Here is a 23,699-nt window from a genome sequence, read left to right on the forward strand (position 1 = left end):
TGTGATAATAAACTTTTTCAAAAAGTATAAATATATATACAGTAGATAGAGGTATGTTTATGAAGAAGTTTATTAGTATATATAAAATTAAAAAGAAAACCATTTTGTTTGTATTGGCATTTTCCTATGTAACTGTATTACTTTTATTTGGGCTTATCTATTGGAACATTGCAAATAATTCTAGGGGAGATTTTTTTGTATTTCAGAAAGATGTAAATATGACTACAAAAATAGATGCATTTAAAAAAAATCTAAACATTAAAATTAAAAGCAGAGAATTGAAAAGAACTGTGGAAGATTTAATAAATTCTGATGAATACAAAAGACCTTTTTCAAATTTAGAAATTGTAGATGATTCAGGTTCTTCTATAAAGGTATTTTCCTTTGATAAGTCTTTAGGAAAATTGTGGGCCAACTATTATAGTACATTGTTAAAAGATAAGGGCGTAACCCATATAAGCCTAGAAGATATGGGAGAAGATAGGGTTAATAGTAAGTTTAACAGTTGTAAATTAAAAATATGCTTTTATACAGTAAATGAAAATGAAACGTATAAAATCTTTAATTGCTATAAGAAAAGTCAAGCAAATAAGTTAAAAAAAGTAGATACTAAATATATGTGGGTAAATGACTATACTATGTTTAAAAGTAAATTTTTTAAAGAAGGTTACTTTTATTATCCGCTAAGTTTTTATTTTCCAAAGCTTGTTGAAAATTCCATATCATTTTTGGACAATAGTCCTCTGGTACTTAAATCAGTGGTTTGTGGAAATTTCAAATATCCAATAGAGAATTTTATATATTTTAGTGCTGTAACTATAACCACATTGGGATATGGTGATATTTTACCTAATTCTACTATAGTACGTTTTATGGTAATTATGGAAACTATACTAGGGATAATAATAGTAGGCACCTTTACTTCCTGTTTATTTTGGAATAGAAATTAAAATAAAATTTGTTGTGATATAATTTATCTAGAATTAAATCTATATGTATGAGGAGATGCGTAATATGATGAATACAGTAAAAATTATAAGGTCGGATGAATATAAGACAAGCAGATGGTCGGGAGGGACTACTACAGAGCTTTTAATATATCCTTATGAAGCAAAATATGCTGAAAGAAATTTTAAATGGAGATTAAGTTCTGCAAAGGTTATAGATGAAGAATCTGTATTCACTCATTTACCTGGAATTGCTAGAATCATAATGAGCATAGACGGGAATTTAACTCTCCATCATGAGGGACACTATGAAAAAGATTTAAAGCCTTTTGAACAGGATAATTTTATGGGTGATTGGAATACTAAAAGTTTTGGAAAGGTAACAGATTTTAACTTAATGATGGCTCTTGGATGTCAGGGAAAAATAGAGACATACACTTTTGAAGGTGAAAAAATTTATGAAGAAAGACTTAATCCAAGTGAGTATATTAATAGAGAAAAAGATATAAAACAAATTACATATGCATTTTATATTTTGGGTGAAAAAGTGGAGACTTATATTAGTGGTATGAAAGTGTATCTTAACAACAAAGATACATTAGCTGTAACCACTTTGGTTAATGGTGATCCTTTTAATATTAAATTTTGCAATAAAAGTGAAGAAGACATTAAAGTTGTAAAGACAGAAATAGTATATTAATTTAAAGTAATATTTTTAACTTAGCATTTATGTTTATTAATAAAAAAGCAGAAATGCTTTTTTTATGCTCATCTTTGGAAAAGTATTTCACAGAATATAGTTTAATAGTATCATTTTTATTTCATCACCATAAGATGGAAGTGCAAGTATATATAGGAAAAGACTAAATTTCAATAAGAACTAGTCTATGGATTACTTTTCTGTTAAAATACTTTTATAGTATATGGTTAGAGATATTATTATAAATAATTTCAGTTTAATTTTTAAAAATTTCCTAGTTAAAGATATCTAAATAACAAGGTAGTGAATGTAAAAAATATAATAAAAGAGGAGAACTTATGAATGTTAGGTTTAAAACAACCTTGATGATTTTTACAAGCTTTTTGCTTTTCATGATTTTGGCATTCATTATATTTAATTTTGCCATTTTTAAATATATTGACAGAATTGAAACTAAAGGTGTAGACGATAGTTTTCAAATTGTAAATTCATTGATTAGTAGGGAAAAGAAGAATATGGAGGCAACGTCTATTGATTGGTCTCACTGGGATGAGACTTATAACTTTATGTTAGGTGAAAATACCTCATATTATATAAAAAATAATTTTGGAGGTAATACATTAAAAGAGCTGAATTTAAATTTTATGGCTTTTGTGGATACAAAAGGTAGTGTGGTCTATAGAATTTCAAATGGACTAAAAAATAGTACAAAATCAGAACTAGAAGACAAATTATTTAAAAGATCAGATAATTTTAAGAAAATAACCACATTTAAAAATAATGATGAAATACGTTCTGGCATTATAGATATTTCGGGAAAAGAATTCATTGTTACTATTTCACCTATAACAACAACTAATAAAAATATGCAAAGTGACGGAAATTTGATATTAGGAAAATTTATAGACGATTCATTCCTTAGTTATATGAGCTCTGTAACAAAATCTAAAGCTAAATTTGTAAGAGATATATCTTCTAGGAATATGGAAGGTACTGTTGTAAAAAAGGATAATGATTATATTACAGGATATAGAACAATACGAGATATAAATGGAAATATGTCTATAACCATGTCCATTACTATAATGAGGTATGAATATAAGTTGGGTAAGTTTTATTTTATAATTCTTATTTTAATTTTTTTATTGTTGGCGTTTATAGTATCATGTATTTTGTTAGTCATTTTTAATAAATGTATATTAAATCGTTTTAAAAGTATTAATGAATTTATAAATAAGGTATCCCAAAATAAAGATATGAGTGTTCGTTTAAATATTTCTGGAAATGATGAAATAGCAAATGTTGCTAATTCTACCAATGGAATGCTGTCTCAATTAGAATCTGCTTACAAAGATATTTTAATATTAAGTTATTTTGATAAACTTACGGGATTGAGAAATAGAACATATGTAGAACAAAAATTTGACGAACTAAACTTAAAATCAGTGGCTAATTATTGCATGATAATAGGTGATATAAATGGTATGAAACTTATAAATGATAAATTTGGGCACAGAGAAGGTGACAGATTGATATGCACTATAGCTAATGTATTAAAAAAAGTATGTTCAAAAGATGATATTGCAGCAAGGTGGAGTGGAGATGAATTTATAGTACTTATTATAGACAAAGAGTATTCTTATTCATCAAGTCTAATGCAAAATATTAAAGGCGAATGTGAAAAGGTAATGAATTTTAATTTTGAAATTAGCATAGCTTGGGGCATTGCAGAAAAAAGCCATCATCTTAAATTAGAGGAAGTTATGAATTTAGCAGAAGAAAGAATGTACAGAAGTAAACTGGTTAAGATAAAAAGTTCAAGAAACGCAATTATTGCATCTCTTGAAAAAATTTTATATGAAAAACATAGTGAAACGGAAGAGCATACTCAGAGAGTTAAAGAGCTTAGTGTTAAGTTGGGTAGGAAACTTAATTTATCTCAAGAGCAACTGGAAGAATTGGAGTTATTGAGTTTACTTCATGATATTGGGAAAATAGGAATACCTGATAATGTATTGATGAAGCCGGGTAAGTTAACTGATGAAGAGTGGGATATAATGAAAAAACATACCGAAATAGGTTATAGAATAGCTAAAGCAACACCAGGATTAAGTCATGTAGCAAATGAAATACTTTGTCATCATGAAAAATTTGATGGGACAGGCTATCCTCAAGGACTTAAAGAAGGAGAAATACCTATTTTGTCAAGAATAATAAATATAATAGATTCTTTTGACGTAATGACTCATAAAAGAATATACAAAAATGCTAATGACATGAATTATGCCATTAAAGAGTTAGAAAGATGCTCTGAAACCCAATTTGATCCTCATATGGTTAGAGAATTTATAAAACTTTTAAAGAAATAGTTATATGTAGTAAATAAAAAAGGCCTTTAAAATATTATTGTTTTTTGGGCCTTTTTATATTTAAAAAATTTAAATACAAGTGTACATAAATTATATGTAATAATTCTATTTAAACAGGGTAAAACTATAATACGAAAGTTGGTTAGCAATTTTATAAGAAATGTGAGGGAGGGTTTAATAAATTGACTGTAGGATCTCAAGTAAAACAGACATTAGCTGTTCTTAAAGGTGCTGAAAGTACTTTGAGAGTATATTCTCTTCAAGAACAGGATAAAAAAGTAAAGAATGTGTACAAAGAGGCACTGGATGCTGTAGATGGTATTACAAAGAATCTAAATGATAGATTAAAATATTTAGAATATGAAGAGCCTCAATATAAACAGAATTGATTTGGGGGAATAATATATGAAAATTTGGATTATAATTTTGTTAAAATCTACGGTACTATTTTTTGCTACCTTGTTTTTTATAACAATAATGGGAAAAAAGTATCCCAGAAGGATAACCCCTTTTAATTTTATAAATTATAGTGTAATAGCGGTTTTAATAGCATTAACGTGTATAAATGTTATATACAACTGGGTAATTAGTATTCTGGCCATAGCTGTATGGATGCTTCTTCCGCTAATTTTAGAATATGCTTCTATGAAAAGCAAATTTATATCTAATTTGCTAAAGGGTAAAGGAATTGTAGTTGTAAAAGAAGGAAAAGTAATGGAAGAAAATTTAAGTAAAATTGGATGCAGCGGTGAGGACTTATTAAGGGAACTTCGCTCAAAAAATATATTTAATTTAGCAGATGTGGAATTTGCCATGATGGAATCTACAGGAGATATAAATATACTTATGAAATCAGATAAAAGGCCACTTACTCCAAATGATCTTCAAATAGAAGTGTGTCAAGAAGGAGCACCCCAGACTGTAATATTGGACGGAAATATAATAAATGAATCCTTGAGTAATTTAGGACTAAATCAAGGATGGCTTGATGTACAGTTAGAATCTAAAGGTGTATCTTTGGATAATGTATTTATAGGTCAGGTTAATTCAAAAGGAGAACTCTACATAGATTTATTTGATGATTTAATTCAAACTCCCCAATCAAATGTTAGAAAAATTCTCTATGCCAATCTGGAAAAGGCTCAGGCAAATTTGATGTCATTTGCACTTGAAACTGAGGATAAAAAGGTAAAAGATATGTATAAAAAGGATTCTGATATTTTAAAGAATATATTAATAAGGTTAAAACCCTATTTATTGAAATAGAAGGTGATGAAATGTCCAATAAAAAAAATAAAAAGTTGACTCCTGTACAACAAGAGTATCAAAATTTGGCTAAAACAAAAGAGACAAAAAGAAATGTTCTTAAAAATAGTATGAAGGCATTTTTGGTTGGCGGGAGTATTTGTGCTTTTGGTCAGGTACTTCAAATTATATTTATAAAGTATTTTAAGTTTACAGAGGCCAATGCTGGTAATCCGACATCTGCAGTCATAATAATAATTGCTGTATTACTTACAGGGTTTGGAGTGTTTGATCACATTGCACAATGGGCTGGTGCAGGAACATCTATTCCTGTTACTGGTTTTGCAAATTCCATTGCATCCGCTGCTATAGAACATAGAAGCGAAGGATTCGTTCTTGGTGTAGGAGGAAATATGTTTAAAATTGCAGGTCCTGTAATAACTTTTGGAGTTTTTTCTGCTTTTGTAGTTGCTACTATAAAAGTAATTATTAAATGGTTAGGTGGGATGTAAATGATTCAAGGTCATCAATCATGGGTATTTGAATCTAAACCGACTATACTTGGATGTGGGGCAGTAGGAGGACCGTTTGAAGCAAAAGGTGCTTTGGCTAAAGATTTTGATTTGCTTCATGAAGATATATGGGTTGGACAGGATAGTTTCGAGAAATCTGAAAAAAAGTTATTGGAGGAAGCCTGTCAGATTGCTATAAAAAATGCAAAAGTGAAAAAGGAAAGTATAAATTTTTTCGTAAGTGGAGATCTTATAAATCAGATAGTTATCAGTAGTTTTGCTGCTAGAACTTTAAGCATACCGTATTTAGGTATATTTGGAGCCTGCTCAACTTCTATGGAAGGGTTAGCTATATCGTCTTTGCTTGTAGATAATGGTGCAGCAGAATATGTTCTTTGTGGAACATCCAGCCATAATGCTGCTGCAGAAAAACAGTTTAGATACCCTACAGAGTATGGGGGGCAGAAGCCGCCTACAGCTCAATGGACGGTAACAGGAGCAGGAGCTGCAGTAGTTGGAAAAGGTACTGGACCTAAAGTTACATCAGCTACTATAGGTAAAGTAGTAGATATGGGAATTTCTGATCCATTTAATATGGGTGCTGCTATGGCACCAGCCGCAGTAGATACAATAGAAGCTCATTTTAGAGATTTAAATAGAGATCCTTCTTATTATGACATAATAGCTACGGGAGATTTGGGGAAAATAGGTCATGACATAGCAGAAGAAATTTTAAAAAAGGATGGATTTAAGTTTCAGGAAGGAGTATTTAAAGACTGCGGAAAGCTGATATATAACAAAGATCAACCTGTATTTTCAGGTGGCAGCGGATGCGCATGTTCTGCTACGGTAACTTATGGACATTTCTTTAAGGAAATGAAGAAAAAAAAGTTAAATAAAATATTGGTAGTGGCAACAGGAGCACTTATGTCACCTATGTCATATCAACAAAAAGAGAGTATACCATCTGTGGCTCATGCAGTATCTATAGAAGCATAGAAGAGAGGTGCATTCATATGGAAAAATTTGTTTGGGCATTTTTAGTAGGCGGAGGAATATGTGTAATAGGTCAGATAATGATGGACGTATTTAAACTAACACCGGCACATACAACAACTACTCTTGTAGTAGTAGGAGCTGTTCTTGGAGGATTGGGATTATATGATCCTTTAGTAAAGTTTGCTGGCGCTGGTGCTTCTATACCAATAAGTAGTTTTGGAAATTCATTAGTTAAAGGAGCTATGATGGAAGCAGATGAATATGGAATAATAGGTGTGCTAACAGGAATTTTTGAGATTACCAGTGCTGGTATTTCTGCTGCTGTTATTTTTGGATTTATAGGGGCCTTAATATTTAAACCTAAAGGATAATTTAAAGGAGGTGATAATAAATGACAGTTGGAACTCAAATGCAGCAAGCAATAGCAGGAATTCAAAGTGCAGCTGCAACTATGAAAACATTTGAACTTGAGACACAGGACAAAAGTGCTAAAAAAGATTTTCACCAAATAGCAACAAACTTGGATGAAGCTCTTCAAATACTTCAAGGAAGGCAAAACTTTATACAGCAAGAGGAACCACAATACAAACAATGTTAATAATAAAAATATAGTGCAATTAATAAAAAATTTAAAGGCCATAATTGTCAATTAATATGATAATTATGACCTTTATTTAAACAATGATATACTGAAATGTATTATGTTAAAATAATAAATATTATGTAAATAGAAAATAAAGTAAACAAAAAATAATAATAAACAACAGTTGTAAATAAAGAGAAAACTAATTAAAATAAAAAGTATAAAGCATCAATAATCAAAATGGAGATTTATTATGACTTTAAATAATGAAAAGACTGTTTTAATTACAGGAGCTTCAAGTGGAATAGGACTTGAACTTGCAAAATTATTTTCTAAGGATGGATATAATTTAATACTTGTAGCTAGAAGTGAAAACAAATTAGAAGAAATAGCAAAAAATTTAATAAAAAAATATAATATTAATGTACATATAATAAAAGAAGATCTTTCAAAAAGAGAATCTGTAAAAGATCTATTTTTAAAAGTGCAGCAACTAGGCATAAGGGTAACTACTCTTGTTAATAATGCAGGTGCAGGTTACTGTGGACTTTTTCATGAAATTGATATAGACAAAGATGAAAAAATGATAGGTTTAAACATTGAAGCTATTACTTATTTAACGAAGTTATTTTCAAAAGAAATGATAAAGTTAAAAAAAGGGAGTATATTAAATGTGGCATCTACGGGTTCTTATGAACCAGGACCTTATATTGCAGTATACTATGCGTCTAAAGCATATGTGCTATCCTTTTCTCAAGCCCTTGAAAATGAGCTAAAACCATATGGTATAAAAGTATGTACTCTGTGCCCAGGAGCTACTAAAACTGGATTTTCTAAAAATGCAGGTAAAAAAGATATAAAAACTGCTATGAGTGCTGAAAAAACTGCTAAGATAGCTTATAAAGGATTTATGAAAAATAAATCTGTTATAATACCAGGATTTTTTAATAAAATAGCTGTTTTATTTTGTAAGCTATTGCCAGGTAAGATTTCTGCGGTTGTTGTTAGAAGAATACAGGAAAATGTAACTAAAAATTTTTAAAATAAATACTTTAAAGTTAAAAAATAGGTAGTATAATAGTAATATAATGGGAATACATAATACTATGAAATGGGGGATTATTTTTATGAAAGTTATAATAGATAGGTTTGAGGGACCTTATGCCGTTTGTGAAAAGGAAGATAAAACTATGATGGATATAAAACGAATAAATTTACCCATTGAAGCAAAAGAGGGATATGTACTTGATGTACATGGAGATGAAATAACTATAGATTTAGAAGAAACCCAAAATAGGAAAAAACATATGGAATATATAACTAAAGATATGTGGAATTAATTTTTCTATACTTAGGCATTTTCAAAGAAATAACAAGTCAGTATGCTAGCCTATTTTTTATCATACTGCGTCGGTAGAACCCTTAGATAGGATTCACTATCTGCGGAACCTGCCTCCTTGTCTGATAAAAAATATTCGTCGCATCTTTGACTTGTTATTTTCTTTCAAATGCCTTATTTTATGGAATAAAACTATTTCTGCATTTATGCAGAAATAGTTTTGTTCCACTTTTCACATCTTCCACCAAAGAAGCCCATAGTTTTTTTAGTGCCTGATATTTTTACAACTTCACATCTATTAGGGCATCCTCCACACTCAAAGCTTTTAGATGTAAAACTAGCATTTGCTAAATTAAATCCATTAAAGTTAGTGATCTTATTACTTTTCTGCAAAGCTTCCTTTGCTAAAATGGCTGCACCAATGGCACCCATTACTTTGAAATTTTGAGGGATTACTACTTCCTTATTCAGTATTTCTTCAAAAGCAGTCTTCATTCCTATATTTGCAGCAACTCCTCCTTGAAAAAATATTTTGGATTTTATATCTTTGCCTTTGGCCACATTGGTTAAATAATTTCTGACAAGAGCATTACAAAGACCTTTTATTATATCAGAGTTACTATAACCTAATTGCTGCTTGTGTATCATATCTGATTCAGCAAATACAGCACATCTCCCTGCTATTCTTACAGGAGAAGTAGACTTTAAAGCATATTCTCCAAATTGTTCAATAGGGATATCTAACCTTTCAGCTTGACGGTCTAAAAAGGAACCTGTTCCTGCTGCACATACTGTATTCATTGCAAAATCTAGCACAATCCCATTTTGCAAAAGTATTATTTTAGAATCCTGCCCACCTATTTCTATTATGGTTTTAACATCTTTATCTAGGTTTAAGGCAGCAACGGCATGAGAAGTTATTTCGTTTTTAATTATATCAGCGCCTATAATAGAAGCAGCAATTTGTCTTCCGCTTCCAGTGGTTCCAACTGCACTTATGTCTGTGTCTTTATATTTATTTTTCAATAATTTAAATCCTTCTTGAATTGCACTTATAGGTCTTCCTTTTGTCCTCAAATAAAGTGATTCAAGTAAGTTCATATTTTCATCAACTATTACAATATCTGTGCTAACTGAGCCTACGTCAACTCCCATATAATACATTTTTTTTTCTCCTTTCAAGTAAATCTAAAAATGCTTCTATTCTTGTTATATATCCAGCTTCACCAGTCATTTCATCTACTATTAATGTAAGTATAGGGAAATCTCTATCCTTTGATATAGTTGGAAGTATGGATTTTGATACAATTTCAGGCATACATCCCATAGGAAAAATCTGTATAGCACCATCAAACCCTCTTTTATCTGCTAAAACAGCTTCTCCTATACATTCCCTCGCATGACCTCCTATATAATAAGGTAAATATTTTTTAGAATTTTTTCTTAAATTGAGTGAATTCAACTTTAATGGAGATAAAGCCATATCTTTAATCCACCAACTTGGAGAAAGATATCTAGCTGTAGATACTCCATAATTCATAAGTTTTTCTTCTATAAAAAGATTTGAAAAAGGTTCTATTATAGTATATATTTCACCGATTATAGCAATTTTTAAAGGGTTTTTATTTTTAGAAATTGGTACTTTGTTTAACTGATCCATATATTTTTTTATAGTAAATATCATTTCTTCTGGTGAAGTAGTTTTAAAAGCTTTTAATTTACAATCTTTTAATATATCTTTGCACTGTCCTTTTTTTATTTCATAACCTGATAATAATTTTGCCTTTTTATCTATATTGTCCATTAGATTTATTATCTTAAGTCCTTGATGTACTACTTTTAACTTTTCTATGGCATTTTTCTTGCTAACTGATCCAATAGAAAGCAGTCTTCTCATAAGTTCTTTCAATCCTATATCTTTTGGATAATCTAAAACTATAAAATTTAAGTTATAGCCTAATTTTTTCAATAAATTCATTTGAAGTTCGCAATATTCTCCAAATCTGCAGGGGCCGCAGCTTCCAACTATTAATATTGTATCTGCACCTTGTTTTATACTTTGTATATAATTTCCTATCATTATTTTAAAAGGAAGGCACATTTCTTCTGGAGAATAAAATGATCCAATTTCTAGAGCTTCCCTGTTGCTCAATGGAGGAATTATATAATCAACTCCAAGTCCATCAAATACAGCCTTTGCTGCAAAACAGGTATTGCCAAGGTGGGGGAAGGTTACTTTCATAAATTTGCACACCTCCTTTTAAGCATATCTGAAAAGGCTTCTAATCTAGTATTAAAACCTGCTTCTCCAGTTTGTTCATCTATTTTTAATATAAGCATAGGAAAATCTTTTAACCTATTTTTAATAAGTTCAATTACTACGGAATCTATTCCGCAGGCAAAAGAAGAAATGTATATTATACCATCTACTTTTTTATTTTCTGCTGCATAAGTGGAAAAACCATAAGAATTTCTAGCAAAATGCCAAAATGGTTTTTTAAACAGATGCTCTACTTCACTGTTTATTATGCTTTTATTTATACTTTCTTCTGTAACTATGCCGATACCGAGTTTGTTTAATTTTTTTACTATATTCATATTGGTAAAGGTGTCATATAAGTTGTAAGGATGACTTACTAATGCGGTTTTTATAGGAAAACCATTGGTATCTATGGATAACTTATAATTTTCTTGGGTACTTAATGCTTTTTTATAGGCATTATTTATTCTAAAAATATTTTTAGTAAATATCAAACCGGCTTTTAATAACCAGTTTCTACATTTAGTTTTAGAAAAAGCATATATAGGGTAGGTTAATAATGGAGGCATATTGGGAATATCATTTGTTATCATTTCTGGAAGGCCGCAAAATTTTGGACATATAAATTCTCTTTTTTGTAGTTGCATTATTCTAGGAATAAGCATGATGTCACATTTATCCTTTATTGAAGCTGCGTGACCATGAAATACTTTTATTGGGAGACATGCTTCATCTACACAGTATTTTGTTCCAAGATTAAGTATATATTTATCTGTATCTTGGGATGTTACTATCTCAGCTCCAAGTTCTTTAAAGAATGTTTCTATAAAAATGTGATATTTACAATACAATAATCCTTTAGGAATACCTAGTTTCATATATAAGTTGCTGCTTTTAATAGGGGAGAAGTACATAGAAATTTCTAAGCAGCAATTCCTCCAATCTTTTATGATTAAATATTTACATTTGTATATTTTGCCATAATTTCTTGAATTTATTCAATCTTCATGAAATATTATTTTTTACTTTGCAGAATAAATATTATGTAAAGTAAAAGATGAACTTATAAAAAGACTATTTTGTGAGCTATCTGATGGCTACCATCCTCAACACTCTCATCTTCCAGCTGAGTCTAAGAATCACTTGATTAATATATGAATTGTACTGAAAAAAATGTTTTTAAAAAAGTTTTCGACTATAAAATACAAGTTAGGAGTATTTCTATTTTCTAATTTTATAAATAAGAGGGTATATGATATCTAAAAATAAATCATAATTCTGCAAATATTACTCAGAAAGATTAATGACAAGAAATAAGAAAGAATAAAGTAGAAAAATGAATCCACAAAGTTATGCCCATATTGTGGAAATATTTTAATTTGATAAAAATTGAATTTTTCATACAATGAGATACATATATTTTTAAATTGAAAATGAATTACTTTAATTTGAAATATTCTTTTTCAAAATTTGAAATACAAATTGAGAATATTATCAATTGAAATAAAAATTTAATGCATAGGATATATTTTTACAAATTAATACATAGAAAGCATGCATCATAAAATAGCACGTAATTTAAAGAAAATCTGTGACATTAATCAGCATAAAATAGCAATACAAAAAATAATTAACAAATTATTCATATAATATAAGGGCATATAAGAAGGATTTTAGCTTAGTTTTATAGAATATTAACTTCGCTAAATAACCATTTAGCGAAGTTATGCCTAATTTTAGAGAGGGGAATGGCCATATGCAGTATAATTTAAGTAATATTTATAATCCTGAACTTCCACAATGCCTGAATGACTTTTTAAATTACCTTGGAACTATTCGAGGTAAGTCAAAAAATACACAGGATGGATATCAAGTTGATTTAACCATGTTTTTTAGATTCTTAAAAATATATAGAGGAATTGTTAAGGAAAACTATGAATTTGAAAATATAGATATAAGTGATATAAATACAGATTTTATACGCAAAATAACTTTAAGCGATTTATATGCGTTTATATCCTTTGCTGAAAACTATAGAAATAATGGCAATTATGCCAGAGCTAGAAAAGTAGCTTGCTTAAAATCATTTTTTAAGTACCTTTTTAGCAAAGCTAAATTGATAGATACAAATCCAGCTTTAGAGCTGGAATCTCCTAAAATAGATAAGAGGAACCCTATTTATTTAAGTTTGAAGGAAAGCAAAATTCTTTTAAATTCTATAGATGGTAAATTTAAAGAAAGAGATTATTGTATCATAACCTTTTTCTTAAACTGTGGAATGAGACTTTCAGAGCTCTGCAGCATAAATATATCAAAGATTAAGGAAGACACGTTAACTGTAGTTGGAAAAGGAAATAAGGAAAGAACTATATATTTAAACAGAGCCTGCTTGATGGCTTTAAATAATTATCTTGAAATTAGAAATAAGGATTATGACAAAATAAAAGATAAGGATGCCCTTTTTCTAAGTAAAAATCATACCAGGATAAATAAAAGATCTGTGGAAATGATGCTTAAGAAATATTTAAAAAATGCAGGACTTGACAGCAACAAATATACGCCGCATAAATTAAGACACACGGCTGCAACTCTTATGTATAAATACGGAAATGTAGATATTAGAAGCCTTCAAAAAATATTAGGTCACGAAAATGTATCTACTACTCAAATTTATACTCATGTAGATGATGAACAATTGAGGGAAGCAGTAAATTCAAATCCTTTAAGCAATGAAGAAGAATAAAGAAGTACGTCTGTTCCCTACTCTTTCAAAGAACAGACGTACTTTTTACTTGGTTTCTTTTTTCTTTTTAATTCTTATAAGGCCAGGATAATCTTCATGAGTTATATCTTTATATTTTTCTCTATCTTCTAAAATTTCTTTTAATCCATCTATATCATCAATGAATTGAACATTGATTTCGTCATCTTTTAGATCTGATTGTGAATTTTGATCATCATTTAATTGAGAATGAGAGTCATCATTATTTTTTGTGATATTTTCTAAATCTTCCTCCTGATACTCTTTTACTTCCTCTTTATCATCTATAATTTGGTCAATTTTTATGGCCTTCATATCATACCCTTCCATTTCAAGACATTTGCCACAGTTGTCACATTTCTTGTTTGAATCTAAATCGCAGACTTCACATTCACCGCAATTATTGCAGGACTTTTTTTCATCAAATATGCAGTATTCTCTATTCATACATAGTACTCCTTTAAATTTTATATAAATATGTATATTAATAATAATCAGTATAGAACATAAGTTTGATATTTGTCAACTTATATGATATAATTCACATAAGTAAATTAGAGGGGTGTTTTCAATGACAGAACACAATCGAGATAGACAGTTTCAAATATATGAATTTATCAAGACTCAAATTAGGGAGAAAGGATATCCCCCTTCTGTTAGAGAGATATGTGCAGGTGTAGGTTTAAAATCTACTTCTACTGTTCATAGTCATCTAGAAAAATTAGAAAAAAAGGGCTTTATAAAAAGGGATTCTTCAAAATCTAGAACCATAGAAATTATTAATAGATCTGTTCCTAAAACTACTAAAAAAGAACTAATAGATATACCTATTGTAGGAACTATAACAGCAGGAATGCCTATTTTAGCAGTAGAAAATATAGAAGATGTATTTCCCCTTCCAATAGAATATGTAAAAAATAAAAATCAGTTATTTATACTCAAAGTACAAGGAGAAAGTATGATAGATGCGGGTATATTGGATGGAGATATGTCTATAATAGAACAGACTAATTTTGCTGAAAATGGAGATATAGTAGCAGCTTTAATTGACAACGAAGCTACTTTGAAGAGGTTTTTTAAAGAGAAGGATCATATAAGATTGCAGCCTGAAAACGAAAGTATGTCTCCCATTATAGTAGATGATTGTAAAATAATTGGTAAGCTGGTAGGAATATATAGAAGGTACTAGATATTTTTACGTAAATATACAAAGAGGTAAAGTACAGGTGTAAATATGCAGAAAGTTATTTTTCTTGTAGATATGAATGCTTTTTTCATAAGTTGTGAGGCAACACGTCATCCTGAAATTATAAATAAGCCTGCTGCAGTAGCTGGAGATCCTAAAAATCGGTCAGGTATTATTCTAACTGCAAATTATGAAGCACGAAGATTTGGAGTTAAAACAACTATGCTTTTACATCAAGCTCTAAAGCTCTGCCCAGATATGGTTGTTATTCCCCCTGATCATCAATTTTATAAGCAAAAATCCAGAGAAGTTATGAGTATACTTTCACAGTATACTCCTTCTATTGAGCAGAATAGTATTGATGAAGCCTGGCTTGATATGACGGGTTGTGAAGGAATCTTTGGAAAACCGTTTGAATCAGCTAAAAGAATTATGAATCACATTAACAGTGAGTTAAATTTAAGATGTTCTATAGGTATATCTCAAAATAAGTTCTTATCAAAAATGGCTTCTGATATGAAAAAACCTTCAGGTATTACAGAACTTTGGAGGCAGGATATTAAAGTAAAGCTATGGCCACTCCCTATTGAATCTATGTATGGAGTTGGTAGGCAAACTGCACAAAAGCTTCAAAGAATGGGAATTAAAACTATTGGCGATCTTGCACTTTTCAGTAGACAACATCTTATAAAAAAGCTTGGCAAAATAGGTGCTGAGATTCATCAGCTTGCAAATGGTATAGACATCTCTCCTATAAAACAACATTTAAAAAAGGATATAAAATCAATTAGTAAGTCTACTACATTAGGCGAAGATATTTCAGACATGGAACGTGCAAAAATTATTTTGATGAAACTTTCCGATGAAGTTGGAATGACGGCACGTAAATACGGAAAAAGAGGTCATATAATACAGATTAGCATTAAATATTCTAATTTTCAAACTATTACCCGGCAAACAACAGTACCTGCAACGTATTTGGTTAAGGAAATCTATTCTACTGGAATTAAGCTTCTTGAGAAGAACTGGAATCCACAATTGCCAATACGGTTATTAGGGATAAGTCTTAGTGGATTTAATGAAGATACTAGTGTACAGCAGATATCGATTTTTAATATGAAAGAAATTAAGCATGAAGAAAGATGTATGAGAGCTGCGTATAAAGTTGACAAAATAGAAAATGCCATTGATAGTATACGAAAAAAGTATGGCTATTCAATAATTAATCGTGCAATATTAATGAAGAAAAATAATAAAGATTAGTTTTTTAGGGAATACAAATATGTTTTTTTACATATACTTGTATCCCCTATTTTTACTTGGGTTCAAATATATTTTTACTGTAAAGTTATGTTTTTACCTGGTGGTGTAATTGCATCCGAAATGTTTTTAATTGAAAGATCTGTTATAGCTTTAAAAGGATTTCCCTGTTTGAACACGACAACTATTGGAGTTTCATCTTTACCAATTCCATATTCATCGGGTATGCTTTGTCCTGTAATGTCCATTGTACCACAGCTTATGTTGCCATGAGTTTCTGAAAACTGTTGTATTACGTCAATCATCTTATTCAGGTTTTGCGTAGAAGGACAATAAAAACCTATTGCAGAATAAAAACTATCCTCTATGAAGCCCTTAAAATTGTTGTCATTTAACTTTTTTAACATTGTTAATTCCCTCCTATTTAATATAATATTTATATATTACAATAGTATTTGGTATACCAAATACTATTGTAATAACTTCCATATTGTGATATACTACAAGAAACAGAGGAAGTATTCGGCAAAATATTTCCTCTGTTAGAGAGAAATTCAATTAGCTAAAATATGATGCTGAGTAGCTGTATACCAAAGATTATGGAGCTATAGGAGTTGTATCTTTAATTTGCTTTCTTGTAGGTTTTGGTATCTTAGGTAAAATTATGGACATTATGGATGCGTAAAGTGAAAGTACAGCAGCGAACGAAAATACAGCAGTCCAGCCAAAGGAACTGGCTAATAAAACTCCTACTCCACCACCTAAAAGAGATGCGGTTCCTTTGGCACTGTTAAGGAATCCATAATTAGCAGCAGAATAAGTTGTTCCAAACATATCTGCATTTACTGATGGGAATAATGAAAAAGCTTCACCCCAGGTAAACATTACACACATTAGACAGACTACATATAATATATTGCTCTTACTTCCTAGTATTGGTAGTATAAACAAAAAAATTGCATTTAATCCAAATCCAATCGTCATAGTTTTATAACGCCCAAGTCTATCTGAAATCCATCCCCAAAAAAACCTACTAGTACCGTTTGCAAAAGAATTCATTGTTACAGCTAACGTAATATATGCAGCAGCAATACCCATGTTTTTACCAAATGGTGTTGTATTTGCTGTTATTATAAGTCCGCCAACATTAATACCAAAAAACATTGACCAGGTAAGCCAAAAATGTGGAGTTTTTAACATTTCTGTAGGTCTAAATCCGATTTGAGATGGATCTAACTTTGAAATTGCTTCTTTTTTATCTTTTTTACTAGGTATTTTTTGGCCAGTAGGATAGCGTAAAACTAGTGCTGCAATTATAAGTATAACACCTTGAAATATTCCAGTACGCATAAATGGCACAGCCACATTACCTTCTGCTAGCATTTTTGCTATTATTGGAATAAAAGGCATTGAACCCATTCCATATCCTGCAACTATTAATCCAGAACAAAGACCACGTCTATCAGGAAACCAACGAACTGCAATACTAACACTTCCACCGTAGACAATTCCTGCCCCAGCTCCTGCCACAGCATAGAAAAAATAAAGACCGGCAATAGAGTGAGTTTGGCCCATCATACTCCATCCAAAGCCAACAAACACACCAGCTAAAACAAACATTAGTTTTGAACCAATACTATCAAGTAAATAACCAGCAATTGGCTGGGAAAAAGTTTGCATGATAATATATATAGTAAAAGCATACTGTACAATTGTTAGAGATACCTTTAAGTTTTTAGTTAGTGGAATTGCAAACAAAGTCCAAGAATATTGAAGATTTGCAATCATTACCATAGATATAAACCCAATAACAAGTTGAAACCAACGGTTACCTAAAATTGTTCCATATGCATTTTGGTTTTTAGCAATAAACTCAGTTTTGTTAAAATCAGACATACATTTTTCCCCCTTAAATATATATATTTAATTATTAATGTAAGATAGTATAAACGTTAAATATATTTGCTTAATTAAATAGCCCCAGGTCCGTTATATTGGCCCGGGGTTACACAACAATTGAGTGCTGTTGAAGACCTTGCGAATTTATACCCTCAATTTGAAAAATATTATTCTATTGTTTGGGATATAGTATTTTCTACTCCAACTTCCTTCAAACGTTGATTTGCAAATTGTTGAAGCTTTTGGATATGCTCTGGCTGTAGATGACTAAATCTCCCTTGATATTTAATATATTCACTAACTGGTTTGTATTTAGCTGGTTTTATGGTAAGCTTGTATTCACCATCAACAAGTTCATAAAGCTGTACCATTCCTGTTTCTACTGCTAATTTGGCAACTTTTACTGTCTTTTCTGCTGGGAAACTCCATCCTTTTGGACATGGAGCATGAATGTAGAGGAAGGCAGGTCCTTCTGCATTACAAGCTTTACGTACTTTATTCATTAAATCCACAGGATATCCTACTGAGGCAGTAGCTAAATATTTTAATTCTGGATGTCCATGTGCCATAATCTTTGTAATATCTTTAGGCATAAGTTTTCTACCTTCTGGAACTACAGGCCCTGCTGGTGTAAATGTAGTCCATGCACCATAAGGAGTAGTAGGAGAAGCTTGTATTCCTGTATTTGCGTAAGATTCATTATCATAACAGATAAATACTATATTATGTCCCCTATAAAAAGCTGCAGATAAAGATTGAATACCAATATCAGATGTACCACCGTCTCCAGCCATGACAATAATATTTGGATATTCCGCATCTGTTTTATGTTTTCTGATCATAGCTTTAAATGCAGCTGATATACCAGATGCAACTCCACCACCGTTTGTTATTTGTGCATGTATCCATGGAACAGCCCATGGACCACAACCATAGCTTGTATTTGCAACATACATACAACCAGTAGGCCCGATGAAAATTGTATTTTTACCGGCAGCTTTAGCAACTAATCTATACTGCAAAGCAGGGCCGCAGCCTGCACAGGTACGGTGACCTGGAACATAATATTCTTCCACTGGTGCTTGTTTAATAGATTTAATTTGTTCTAACATTTAACTTTCCTCCCCTCATTTATAGTTCAAATGGTGCCCAATAGCTTTGTTTTTCAATTTTACCTGTTTTATTTACCTCTTTCAGTATGTTAAACATCTTGTAAAATTCATCATGGGTAATCATTGATCCACCTAAACCTGCAACAAATCCTATTGTTTTAACTTTTTCATCATTATTGTATAAAGCAGCTCTAGCTTCAGTAAGTAAAACTCCTGCTCCACATGAAATTCCAAAGTTTACTGAATTGTCAACTACACCTACAACTTTAAATCTTTTTAAACATTCTCTTACTTGTTTTGTTGGGAATGGACGTAAAGTACGAAGTCTTACTACCCCAACCTTTTCTCCAAGATTACGAAGGTGCATTGCAACATTTTTTGCTGTTTCAGTATGTCCACCCTGCATGAAAATAACTATTTCAGCATCGTCGGTCATATATTCTTCCAGCCATGGATCATATTTACGTCCAAAGATTTTACCAAATTCATCATGAACTTCTTCAATTACTTTATAAGTACCTTCTACAGCTAAATGACGCTGATATTGTGTACCAGGACCCATTTCAGGTTCCATTTGTGCACCAAGAATCTGAGGATTTCTTGTATCTAAAACATGGTGATTTTTATATGGTGGTAAAAATGAATTAACCTGCTCCTGTGATGGTACATCAACTTCGCCAAGTATGTGAGATACGAAATATCCATCTTGACAGGCATATTGAGGTAAAAGGACGCTAGGATCTTCACCTATACGATAGTACATAAGAGTCATATCCAAAGCTTCTTGAGGAGTGGATGCCCATCCTTGAATCCAGCCTTGGTCACGACAGCACATAGCGTCTGTCTGTTCCGAACCAAAGTCTCCTGGTGGATCTAAAGTACGATCTGCAATTGCCATCTGCAGTGGCAGTCTTTCACCTGAAATTGGAGAATAAACTTCCATTGCATAAGTTACACCTACTCCTGAACTACCTGTAAATGCACGGGCACCAGCAGCTGAAGCTCCATAGACAACACTTAACTGTCCATGTTCACCTTCACCAAGAACAAATTCAGCATCTAATTCTCCATCTGCAACCATTCGTGCCAATTCTGACATGATTCCAGTATATGGACGAATTGGATAGGAACATATGACATCAACATTAGCTAACTTAACTGCGTTAGCTGTTGCAACACAACCAGACATTCTTTTTATATTAGTTTTCATTGTTTTAATTCACCTCCTGTTTAATATAAACTTAATCTTCAAAATCCAGTTCAGGAACTAAGCTTATTGCTCCAACCGGACACATCTCAGCACATAATCCACAACCTTTGCAATATTTTAAATTAAAATTAATGGGACTGTCTTTAGTCATAAGGTTGACACATGAATCAGGGCAGCTAATCCAACAAATTTGGCATTCTGTGCACTTTTCAGCATCCAATATTGGTCTCCTTGTACGCCAATTTCCGGTGATCATTCCTTCATTTTCTTTTTGTGGTGATTTAACAGTTCCTGCAAAAGGAATCTTTTCATATGGTACAGCCATTTTACAGCACCTCCTCAATATTTTGATGTTTTATAAAATATTCGCATCTACGACAACAGCTTGTTCATATGCTTTTTTAGCAGCACTTTTATTTACAACAATTTTTAATAAATTATCCATTTGTACAATTCCAGTACCTTTAACAATAGCAGCAGCTAGTGCTGCACCTATACCTTTACCAATACCGGATGCATCTGTTGCACCTTCTGCCCCTGAAAGAGTAATAATGGATTTTGACAATTTATTGGCATCTATTGTTATAATCTTAGAAAGGTTTTCCGTATTTTTCTTAATAAATTTGAACAAATACTCAGGTGACCTTTTAGTATTAATTACAAGAACAGCTCCAGGTCTAATTCCAGATAAAATGTCAATTCCCTTAACAAGAGTTTCTTCTGTAAGTGCAACAATATCTGGAGTCTCATTTTCATAGACATATTTGGATTCGATTGGTTTAGGGCTAATTTTACCATAGGCCCTTACTGGAACATAGATACGGTCAGGAAGATCGACATAATTTTCCCAGGCTTGAACACACTTATCTTCTAGTGCAGCAGCTTCAGTTAGAGAGACAACTACATCACGAGCTTCTTTGTTTTCATATACTCCTCTTCCCCAAACTGTGATTTGCTTTAAATCTGGTTCGGCAAACAAATTTTTATTTGTCACTATTCTCCACCTTCTTCTTTTAATAATTTAATACTTGGTAATATACACAGCTATAAAGCTGCTATTTAGGGGCAATCACCTCCTCAGATTTCTTTTTATGATTTACTTCAGCAATGGACTGATTAAAGATCTCTTGATTTATTTTGGTCTTTAATCCTGTTTTAAGGGATTTTTTAAGTGCTATGAATGAAGACTTATGGCATAAACTAGCTAATTCTGCACCAGTCATTCCTTCAGTATTTTCAGCTAATTGCCTAAAATCAACATCTTCTAATATAGGTAGATTACGAGAATGAATTTTTAATATGTTTTCCCTCTCACAAGTATTAGGTAAGTGAATTTCTAGTATATATTCAAAACGCCCTTCTCTTAGTAAAACTGAATCTATTAAGTGTATTCTATTAGTAGCTGCCAGTACTGTCACTCCAGTAGAATTTTCTAGATTATCAAATTCTGATATCAGCTGACTTATGAGCCTATCAGTTAAATTATTTGCTGTGTTAGACCTGGAATGACATATGGCATCGATTTCATCGAAAAACAAAATACAGGGGGCACTTTGCTTTGCTTTAACAAATATATCATGTAAAACCTTTTCAGCGTCTATTACCCAGTGAGATGCTAAAGTAAGACCATTTATGGTAATAAAATTTGCCTTAGTAGAACTACCAACAGCTTTTGCAAGTAAGGTCTTTCCGGTGCCTGATGGTCCTGTTAACAAAATGCCCTTTGGAGGAGTAAAATTATATTCTTTACACAATTTAAAATTGCGAAGAGGAACATCTAGTAAAGTTTTTAAAGTATCTTTAATTTCCTCTAATCCTCCAATATCTGACCACTTTATATTAGAAACTTCTGTAAAATACTCACGAGTAGATGATGGTTCAATTTCTCGTAAGGCACAGGTAAAATTGTCCATGGAAACTTTAAATGATGGAAACCTTCCATCTAAGCCAACTTTAGATAAAATATTACGTAAAGCTATCATGCCAGCTTCTTTGCACAAAGCTGAAAGATCTGATCCAACAAATCCATAAGTAACGTCAGCTATATTTTCTAATTTTACGTCATCATCAAGAGGCATACCTTTTGTATGGATTTGTAATATTTTAAGTCTCCCCTCTTTATTTGGAGGCATTATGGCAATTTCTTTATCAAATCTCCCTGCACGTCTTAGGGCTGGATCCAGTGAATCAGGCATATTGGTGGCACCAATTACAATAACTTGTCCTCGGTTCTCTAAACCATCCATAAGTGCTAGAAGTTGTGCTACAACTCTCTTTTCAACTTCGCCGTGTACATATTCTCGCTTTGGTGCAATTGAATCAAGTTCATCAAGAAAAATTATACTTGGTGCCCTACTCCTAGCTTCTTTGAAGATTCCTCGCAGTTTAGATTCACTTTCTCCATAAAATTTGTTCATTATTTCTGGTCCATTTACATGAACAAAATAAGCCTTTGTCTCAGATGCAATCGCTCTAGCAATTAACGTTTTCCCAGTGCCAGGAGGACCATAGAGCAAAATACCTTTTGGTGCCTCGAAGCCTAATTTTTTAAATATATCTGGATATTTAAAAGGCAATTCCACTATTTCTCTTATCTTTTTAACCTGTTTATTCAAACCGCCTATGTCTTCATAGGTAACCCTTGACTTTGAATCTCCAAGTTCACATTCTACAAAAACAAGATCAGTTTGTTCATTTATTTTTACCGGACCAGAGGGCGCTGTCCCACTTACATGAAAGGCAAGTTCAGTATGCCCAAAAAGCATTAAGGATAACTCATCTTCGGAAACCATTGGAATACCTTTAAGTATGGTTTTGATCTCTCTTTCGTCATCTTCCTTACATTTAAAAAATGTGTCTATTGGAGATAGCAGTACCTTACGTGCTATGGCCAATTCAGTTTTAGTAACTGTTACAATGTCATCAAGTCCTACTACTGCATTTCTTCGAATAATTCCATCCATTTGGATAAGAGGTATTCCATAAATATCATTAAATGATGGATAAACTTTGGCTACAGTATTTCTTTTGCCTTTGATATTAATAACATCTCCTGTATCTAATCCGAGTAATTCCATATCTTCTCTATTTATACGAACTATGCCCTTGCGAGAATCTTCTACTAAACCTTCTTTGACTTTCAATTTAATACTATTAAGTTGTACCATTTTGGCATGCACCTCTTTTTTTACTTTTAATAAAGTTAGGAAGATTAAAGTAGCAGTCATTTGATAAATTCAATTAAATAAAGTTAAATTTTAGTGTTTTTATGTTCTTAACATTGGTATACGGTATACCAACTTTGAGTAAAAAAATTT

The 23,699-nt window shown here is 31.4% G+C and carries 25 protein-coding genes; 14 read left to right on the forward strand and 11 right to left on the reverse strand.

The genetic code is table 11. The features are described from left to right. The first annotated feature begins 59 nt into the window (after positions 1–59). From CLCOS_RS09810 to CLCOS_RS09860, 11 genes are all read left to right on the forward strand, one after another. Positions 60–950: a potassium channel family protein gene (locus tag CLCOS_RS09810; RefSeq protein WP_063599922.1), complete on the forward strand. Its 891-nt coding sequence runs from the start codon at positions 60–62 to the stop codon at positions 948–950. Between the two features lie 64 nt (positions 951–1,014). Beyond that, positions 1,015–1,647 carry a HutD family protein gene (locus CLCOS_RS09815; protein ID WP_242866864.1) on the forward strand — a complete coding sequence of 211 codons (633 nt, stop codon included), beginning with the start codon at positions 1,015–1,017 and terminating at the stop codon, positions 1,645–1,647. A 338-nt stretch (positions 1,648–1,985) separates the two neighbouring features. Beyond that, entirely contained in the window at positions 1,986–4,016 is a 2,031-nt protein-coding gene (locus tag CLCOS_RS09820; RefSeq protein WP_063599921.1) for an HD domain-containing phosphohydrolase, read from the forward strand. 182 nt (positions 4,017–4,198) lie between these two features. Next, entirely contained in the window at positions 4,199–4,405 is a 207-nt protein-coding gene (locus CLCOS_RS09825; protein WP_013238741.1) for a DUF1657 domain-containing protein, read from the forward strand. A 16-nt stretch (positions 4,406–4,421) separates the two neighbouring features. Then, the gene (locus CLCOS_RS09830; RefSeq protein ID WP_063599920.1) at positions 4,422–5,282 is read left to right on the forward strand and encodes a DUF421 domain-containing protein; all 861 of its coding nucleotides are present in this window, start codon (positions 4,422–4,424) and stop codon (positions 5,280–5,282) included. Between the two features lie 11 nt (positions 5,283–5,293). Next, entirely contained in the window at positions 5,294–5,773 is a 480-nt protein-coding gene (gene spoVAC, locus CLCOS_RS09835) for a stage V sporulation protein AC (RefSeq protein WP_063599919.1), read from the forward strand. Continuing rightward, positions 5,774–6,772, forward strand: coding sequence for a stage V sporulation protein AD (spoVAD, locus tag CLCOS_RS09840; protein WP_063599918.1), 999 nt, complete (start codon positions 5,774–5,776; stop codon positions 6,770–6,772). Positions 6,773–6,789: 17 nt separating this feature from the next. Then, on the forward strand, positions 6,790–7,143 hold the full coding sequence (gene spoVAE / locus CLCOS_RS09845) for a stage V sporulation protein AE (RefSeq protein WP_013238744.1): 354 nt from the start codon (positions 6,790–6,792) through the stop codon (positions 7,141–7,143). 20 nt (positions 7,144–7,163) lie between these two features. Beyond that, on the forward strand, positions 7,164–7,370 hold the full coding sequence (locus tag CLCOS_RS09850) for a DUF1657 domain-containing protein (RefSeq protein WP_013238745.1): 207 nt from the start codon (positions 7,164–7,166) through the stop codon (positions 7,368–7,370). A gap of 238 nt (positions 7,371–7,608) precedes the next feature. Then, positions 7,609–8,397: an SDR family NAD(P)-dependent oxidoreductase gene (locus CLCOS_RS09855; protein WP_063599917.1), complete on the forward strand. Its 789-nt coding sequence runs from the start codon at positions 7,609–7,611 to the stop codon at positions 8,395–8,397. Between the two features lie 85 nt (positions 8,398–8,482). Next, positions 8,483–8,695, forward strand: coding sequence for a DUF3006 domain-containing protein (locus CLCOS_RS09860; RefSeq protein WP_013238747.1), 213 nt, complete (start codon positions 8,483–8,485; stop codon positions 8,693–8,695). Between the two features lie 203 nt (positions 8,696–8,898). On the opposite strand, the gene CLCOS_RS09865 is transcribed toward CLCOS_RS09860, so the two are convergent. From CLCOS_RS09865 to CLCOS_RS09875, 3 genes are read right to left on the reverse strand one after another with little or no spacing between them, the layout of a single operon-like run. Further along, positions 8,899–9,858, reverse strand: coding sequence for an acyl-CoA dehydratase activase (locus tag CLCOS_RS09865; protein ID WP_013238748.1), 960 nt, complete (start codon positions 9,856–9,858; stop codon positions 8,899–8,901). Next, on the reverse strand, positions 9,839–10,936 hold the full coding sequence (locus CLCOS_RS09870; RefSeq protein ID WP_063599916.1) for a hypothetical protein: 1,098 nt from the start codon (positions 10,934–10,936) through the stop codon (positions 9,839–9,841). The genes CLCOS_RS09865 and CLCOS_RS09870 overlap by 20 nt, the downstream gene beginning before the upstream one ends. Further along, a complete protein-coding gene (locus tag CLCOS_RS09875) occupies positions 10,933–11,832 on the reverse strand; it encodes an acyl-CoA dehydratase activase-related protein (RefSeq protein ID WP_063600026.1) in 900 nt (299 codons plus the stop codon). Before CLCOS_RS09875 ends, CLCOS_RS09870 begins: the two co-directional genes overlap by 4 nt. An 878-nt stretch (positions 11,833–12,710) precedes the next feature. Here CLCOS_RS09875 and CLCOS_RS09880 point away from each other — a divergent pair. Then, positions 12,711–13,697 (forward strand): tyrosine recombinase XerC, encoded by a 987-nt coding sequence (locus CLCOS_RS09880; protein WP_063599915.1) that lies wholly within the window; start codon positions 12,711–12,713, stop codon positions 13,695–13,697. A 45-nt stretch (positions 13,698–13,742) separates the two neighbouring features. On the opposite strand, the gene CLCOS_RS09885 is transcribed toward CLCOS_RS09880, so the two are convergent. Further along, positions 13,743–14,162: a hypothetical protein gene (locus tag CLCOS_RS09885; RefSeq protein WP_063599914.1), complete on the reverse strand. Its 420-nt coding sequence runs from the start codon at positions 14,160–14,162 to the stop codon at positions 13,743–13,745. A gap of 124 nt (positions 14,163–14,286) precedes the next feature. On the opposite strand from CLCOS_RS09885, the gene lexA reads away from it, so the two are divergent. Together lexA and dinB are read left to right on the forward strand one after the other, a co-directional pair. Beyond that, the gene (gene lexA, locus CLCOS_RS09890) at positions 14,287–14,904 is read left to right on the forward strand and encodes a transcriptional repressor LexA (RefSeq protein WP_013238753.1); all 618 of its coding nucleotides are present in this window, start codon (positions 14,287–14,289) and stop codon (positions 14,902–14,904) included. 45 nt (positions 14,905–14,949) lie between these two features. Next, on the forward strand, positions 14,950–16,164 hold the full coding sequence (gene dinB / locus CLCOS_RS09895) for a DNA polymerase IV (RefSeq protein ID WP_063599913.1): 1,215 nt from the start codon (positions 14,950–14,952) through the stop codon (positions 16,162–16,164). 74 nt (positions 16,165–16,238) lie between these two features. Here dinB and CLCOS_RS09900 read toward each other — a convergent pair whose 3' ends face one another. The 7 genes from CLCOS_RS09900 to CLCOS_RS09930 all read right to left on the reverse strand — a co-directional run bounded on the left by CLCOS_RS09900 (position 16,239) and on the right by CLCOS_RS09930 (position 23,549). Next, positions 16,239–16,568: a hypothetical protein gene (locus CLCOS_RS09900; RefSeq protein WP_063599912.1), complete on the reverse strand. Its 330-nt coding sequence runs from the start codon at positions 16,566–16,568 to the stop codon at positions 16,239–16,241. A gap of 190 nt (positions 16,569–16,758) precedes the next feature. Next, a complete protein-coding gene (gene oxlT, locus CLCOS_RS09905; RefSeq protein ID WP_063599911.1) occupies positions 16,759–18,057 on the reverse strand; it encodes an oxalate/formate MFS antiporter in 1,299 nt (432 codons plus the stop codon). 170 nt (positions 18,058–18,227) lie between these two features. Then, the gene (locus tag CLCOS_RS09910) at positions 18,228–19,172 is read right to left on the reverse strand and encodes an oxalate oxidoreductase subunit beta (RefSeq protein ID WP_063599910.1); all 945 of its coding nucleotides are present in this window, start codon (positions 19,170–19,172) and stop codon (positions 18,228–18,230) included. Positions 19,173–19,191: 19 nt separating this feature from the next. Further along, positions 19,192–20,382: an oxalate oxidoreductase subunit alpha gene (locus CLCOS_RS09915; protein WP_063599909.1), complete on the reverse strand. Its 1,191-nt coding sequence runs from the start codon at positions 20,380–20,382 to the stop codon at positions 19,192–19,194. A 31-nt stretch (positions 20,383–20,413) separates the two neighbouring features. Beyond that, positions 20,414–20,707, reverse strand: coding sequence for a 4Fe-4S binding protein (locus CLCOS_RS22655; protein ID WP_063599908.1), 294 nt, complete (start codon positions 20,705–20,707; stop codon positions 20,414–20,416). Between the two features lie 30 nt (positions 20,708–20,737). Continuing rightward, positions 20,738–21,376, reverse strand: a complete 639-nt coding sequence (locus tag CLCOS_RS09925) for an oxalate oxidoreductase subunit delta (RefSeq protein WP_063599907.1) — start codon at positions 21,374–21,376, stop codon at positions 20,738–20,740. A 61-nt stretch (positions 21,377–21,437) separates the two neighbouring features. Then, entirely contained in the window at positions 21,438–23,549 is a 2,112-nt protein-coding gene (locus CLCOS_RS09930) for an AAA family ATPase (RefSeq protein ID WP_063599906.1), read from the reverse strand. Between the last annotated feature and the right edge of the window lie 150 nt (positions 23,550–23,699).

This window comes from Clostridium coskatii, from assembly GCF_001675205.1.
Classification (GTDB): domain Bacteria; phylum Bacillota; class Clostridia; order Clostridiales; family Clostridiaceae; genus Clostridium_B; species Clostridium_B ljungdahlii.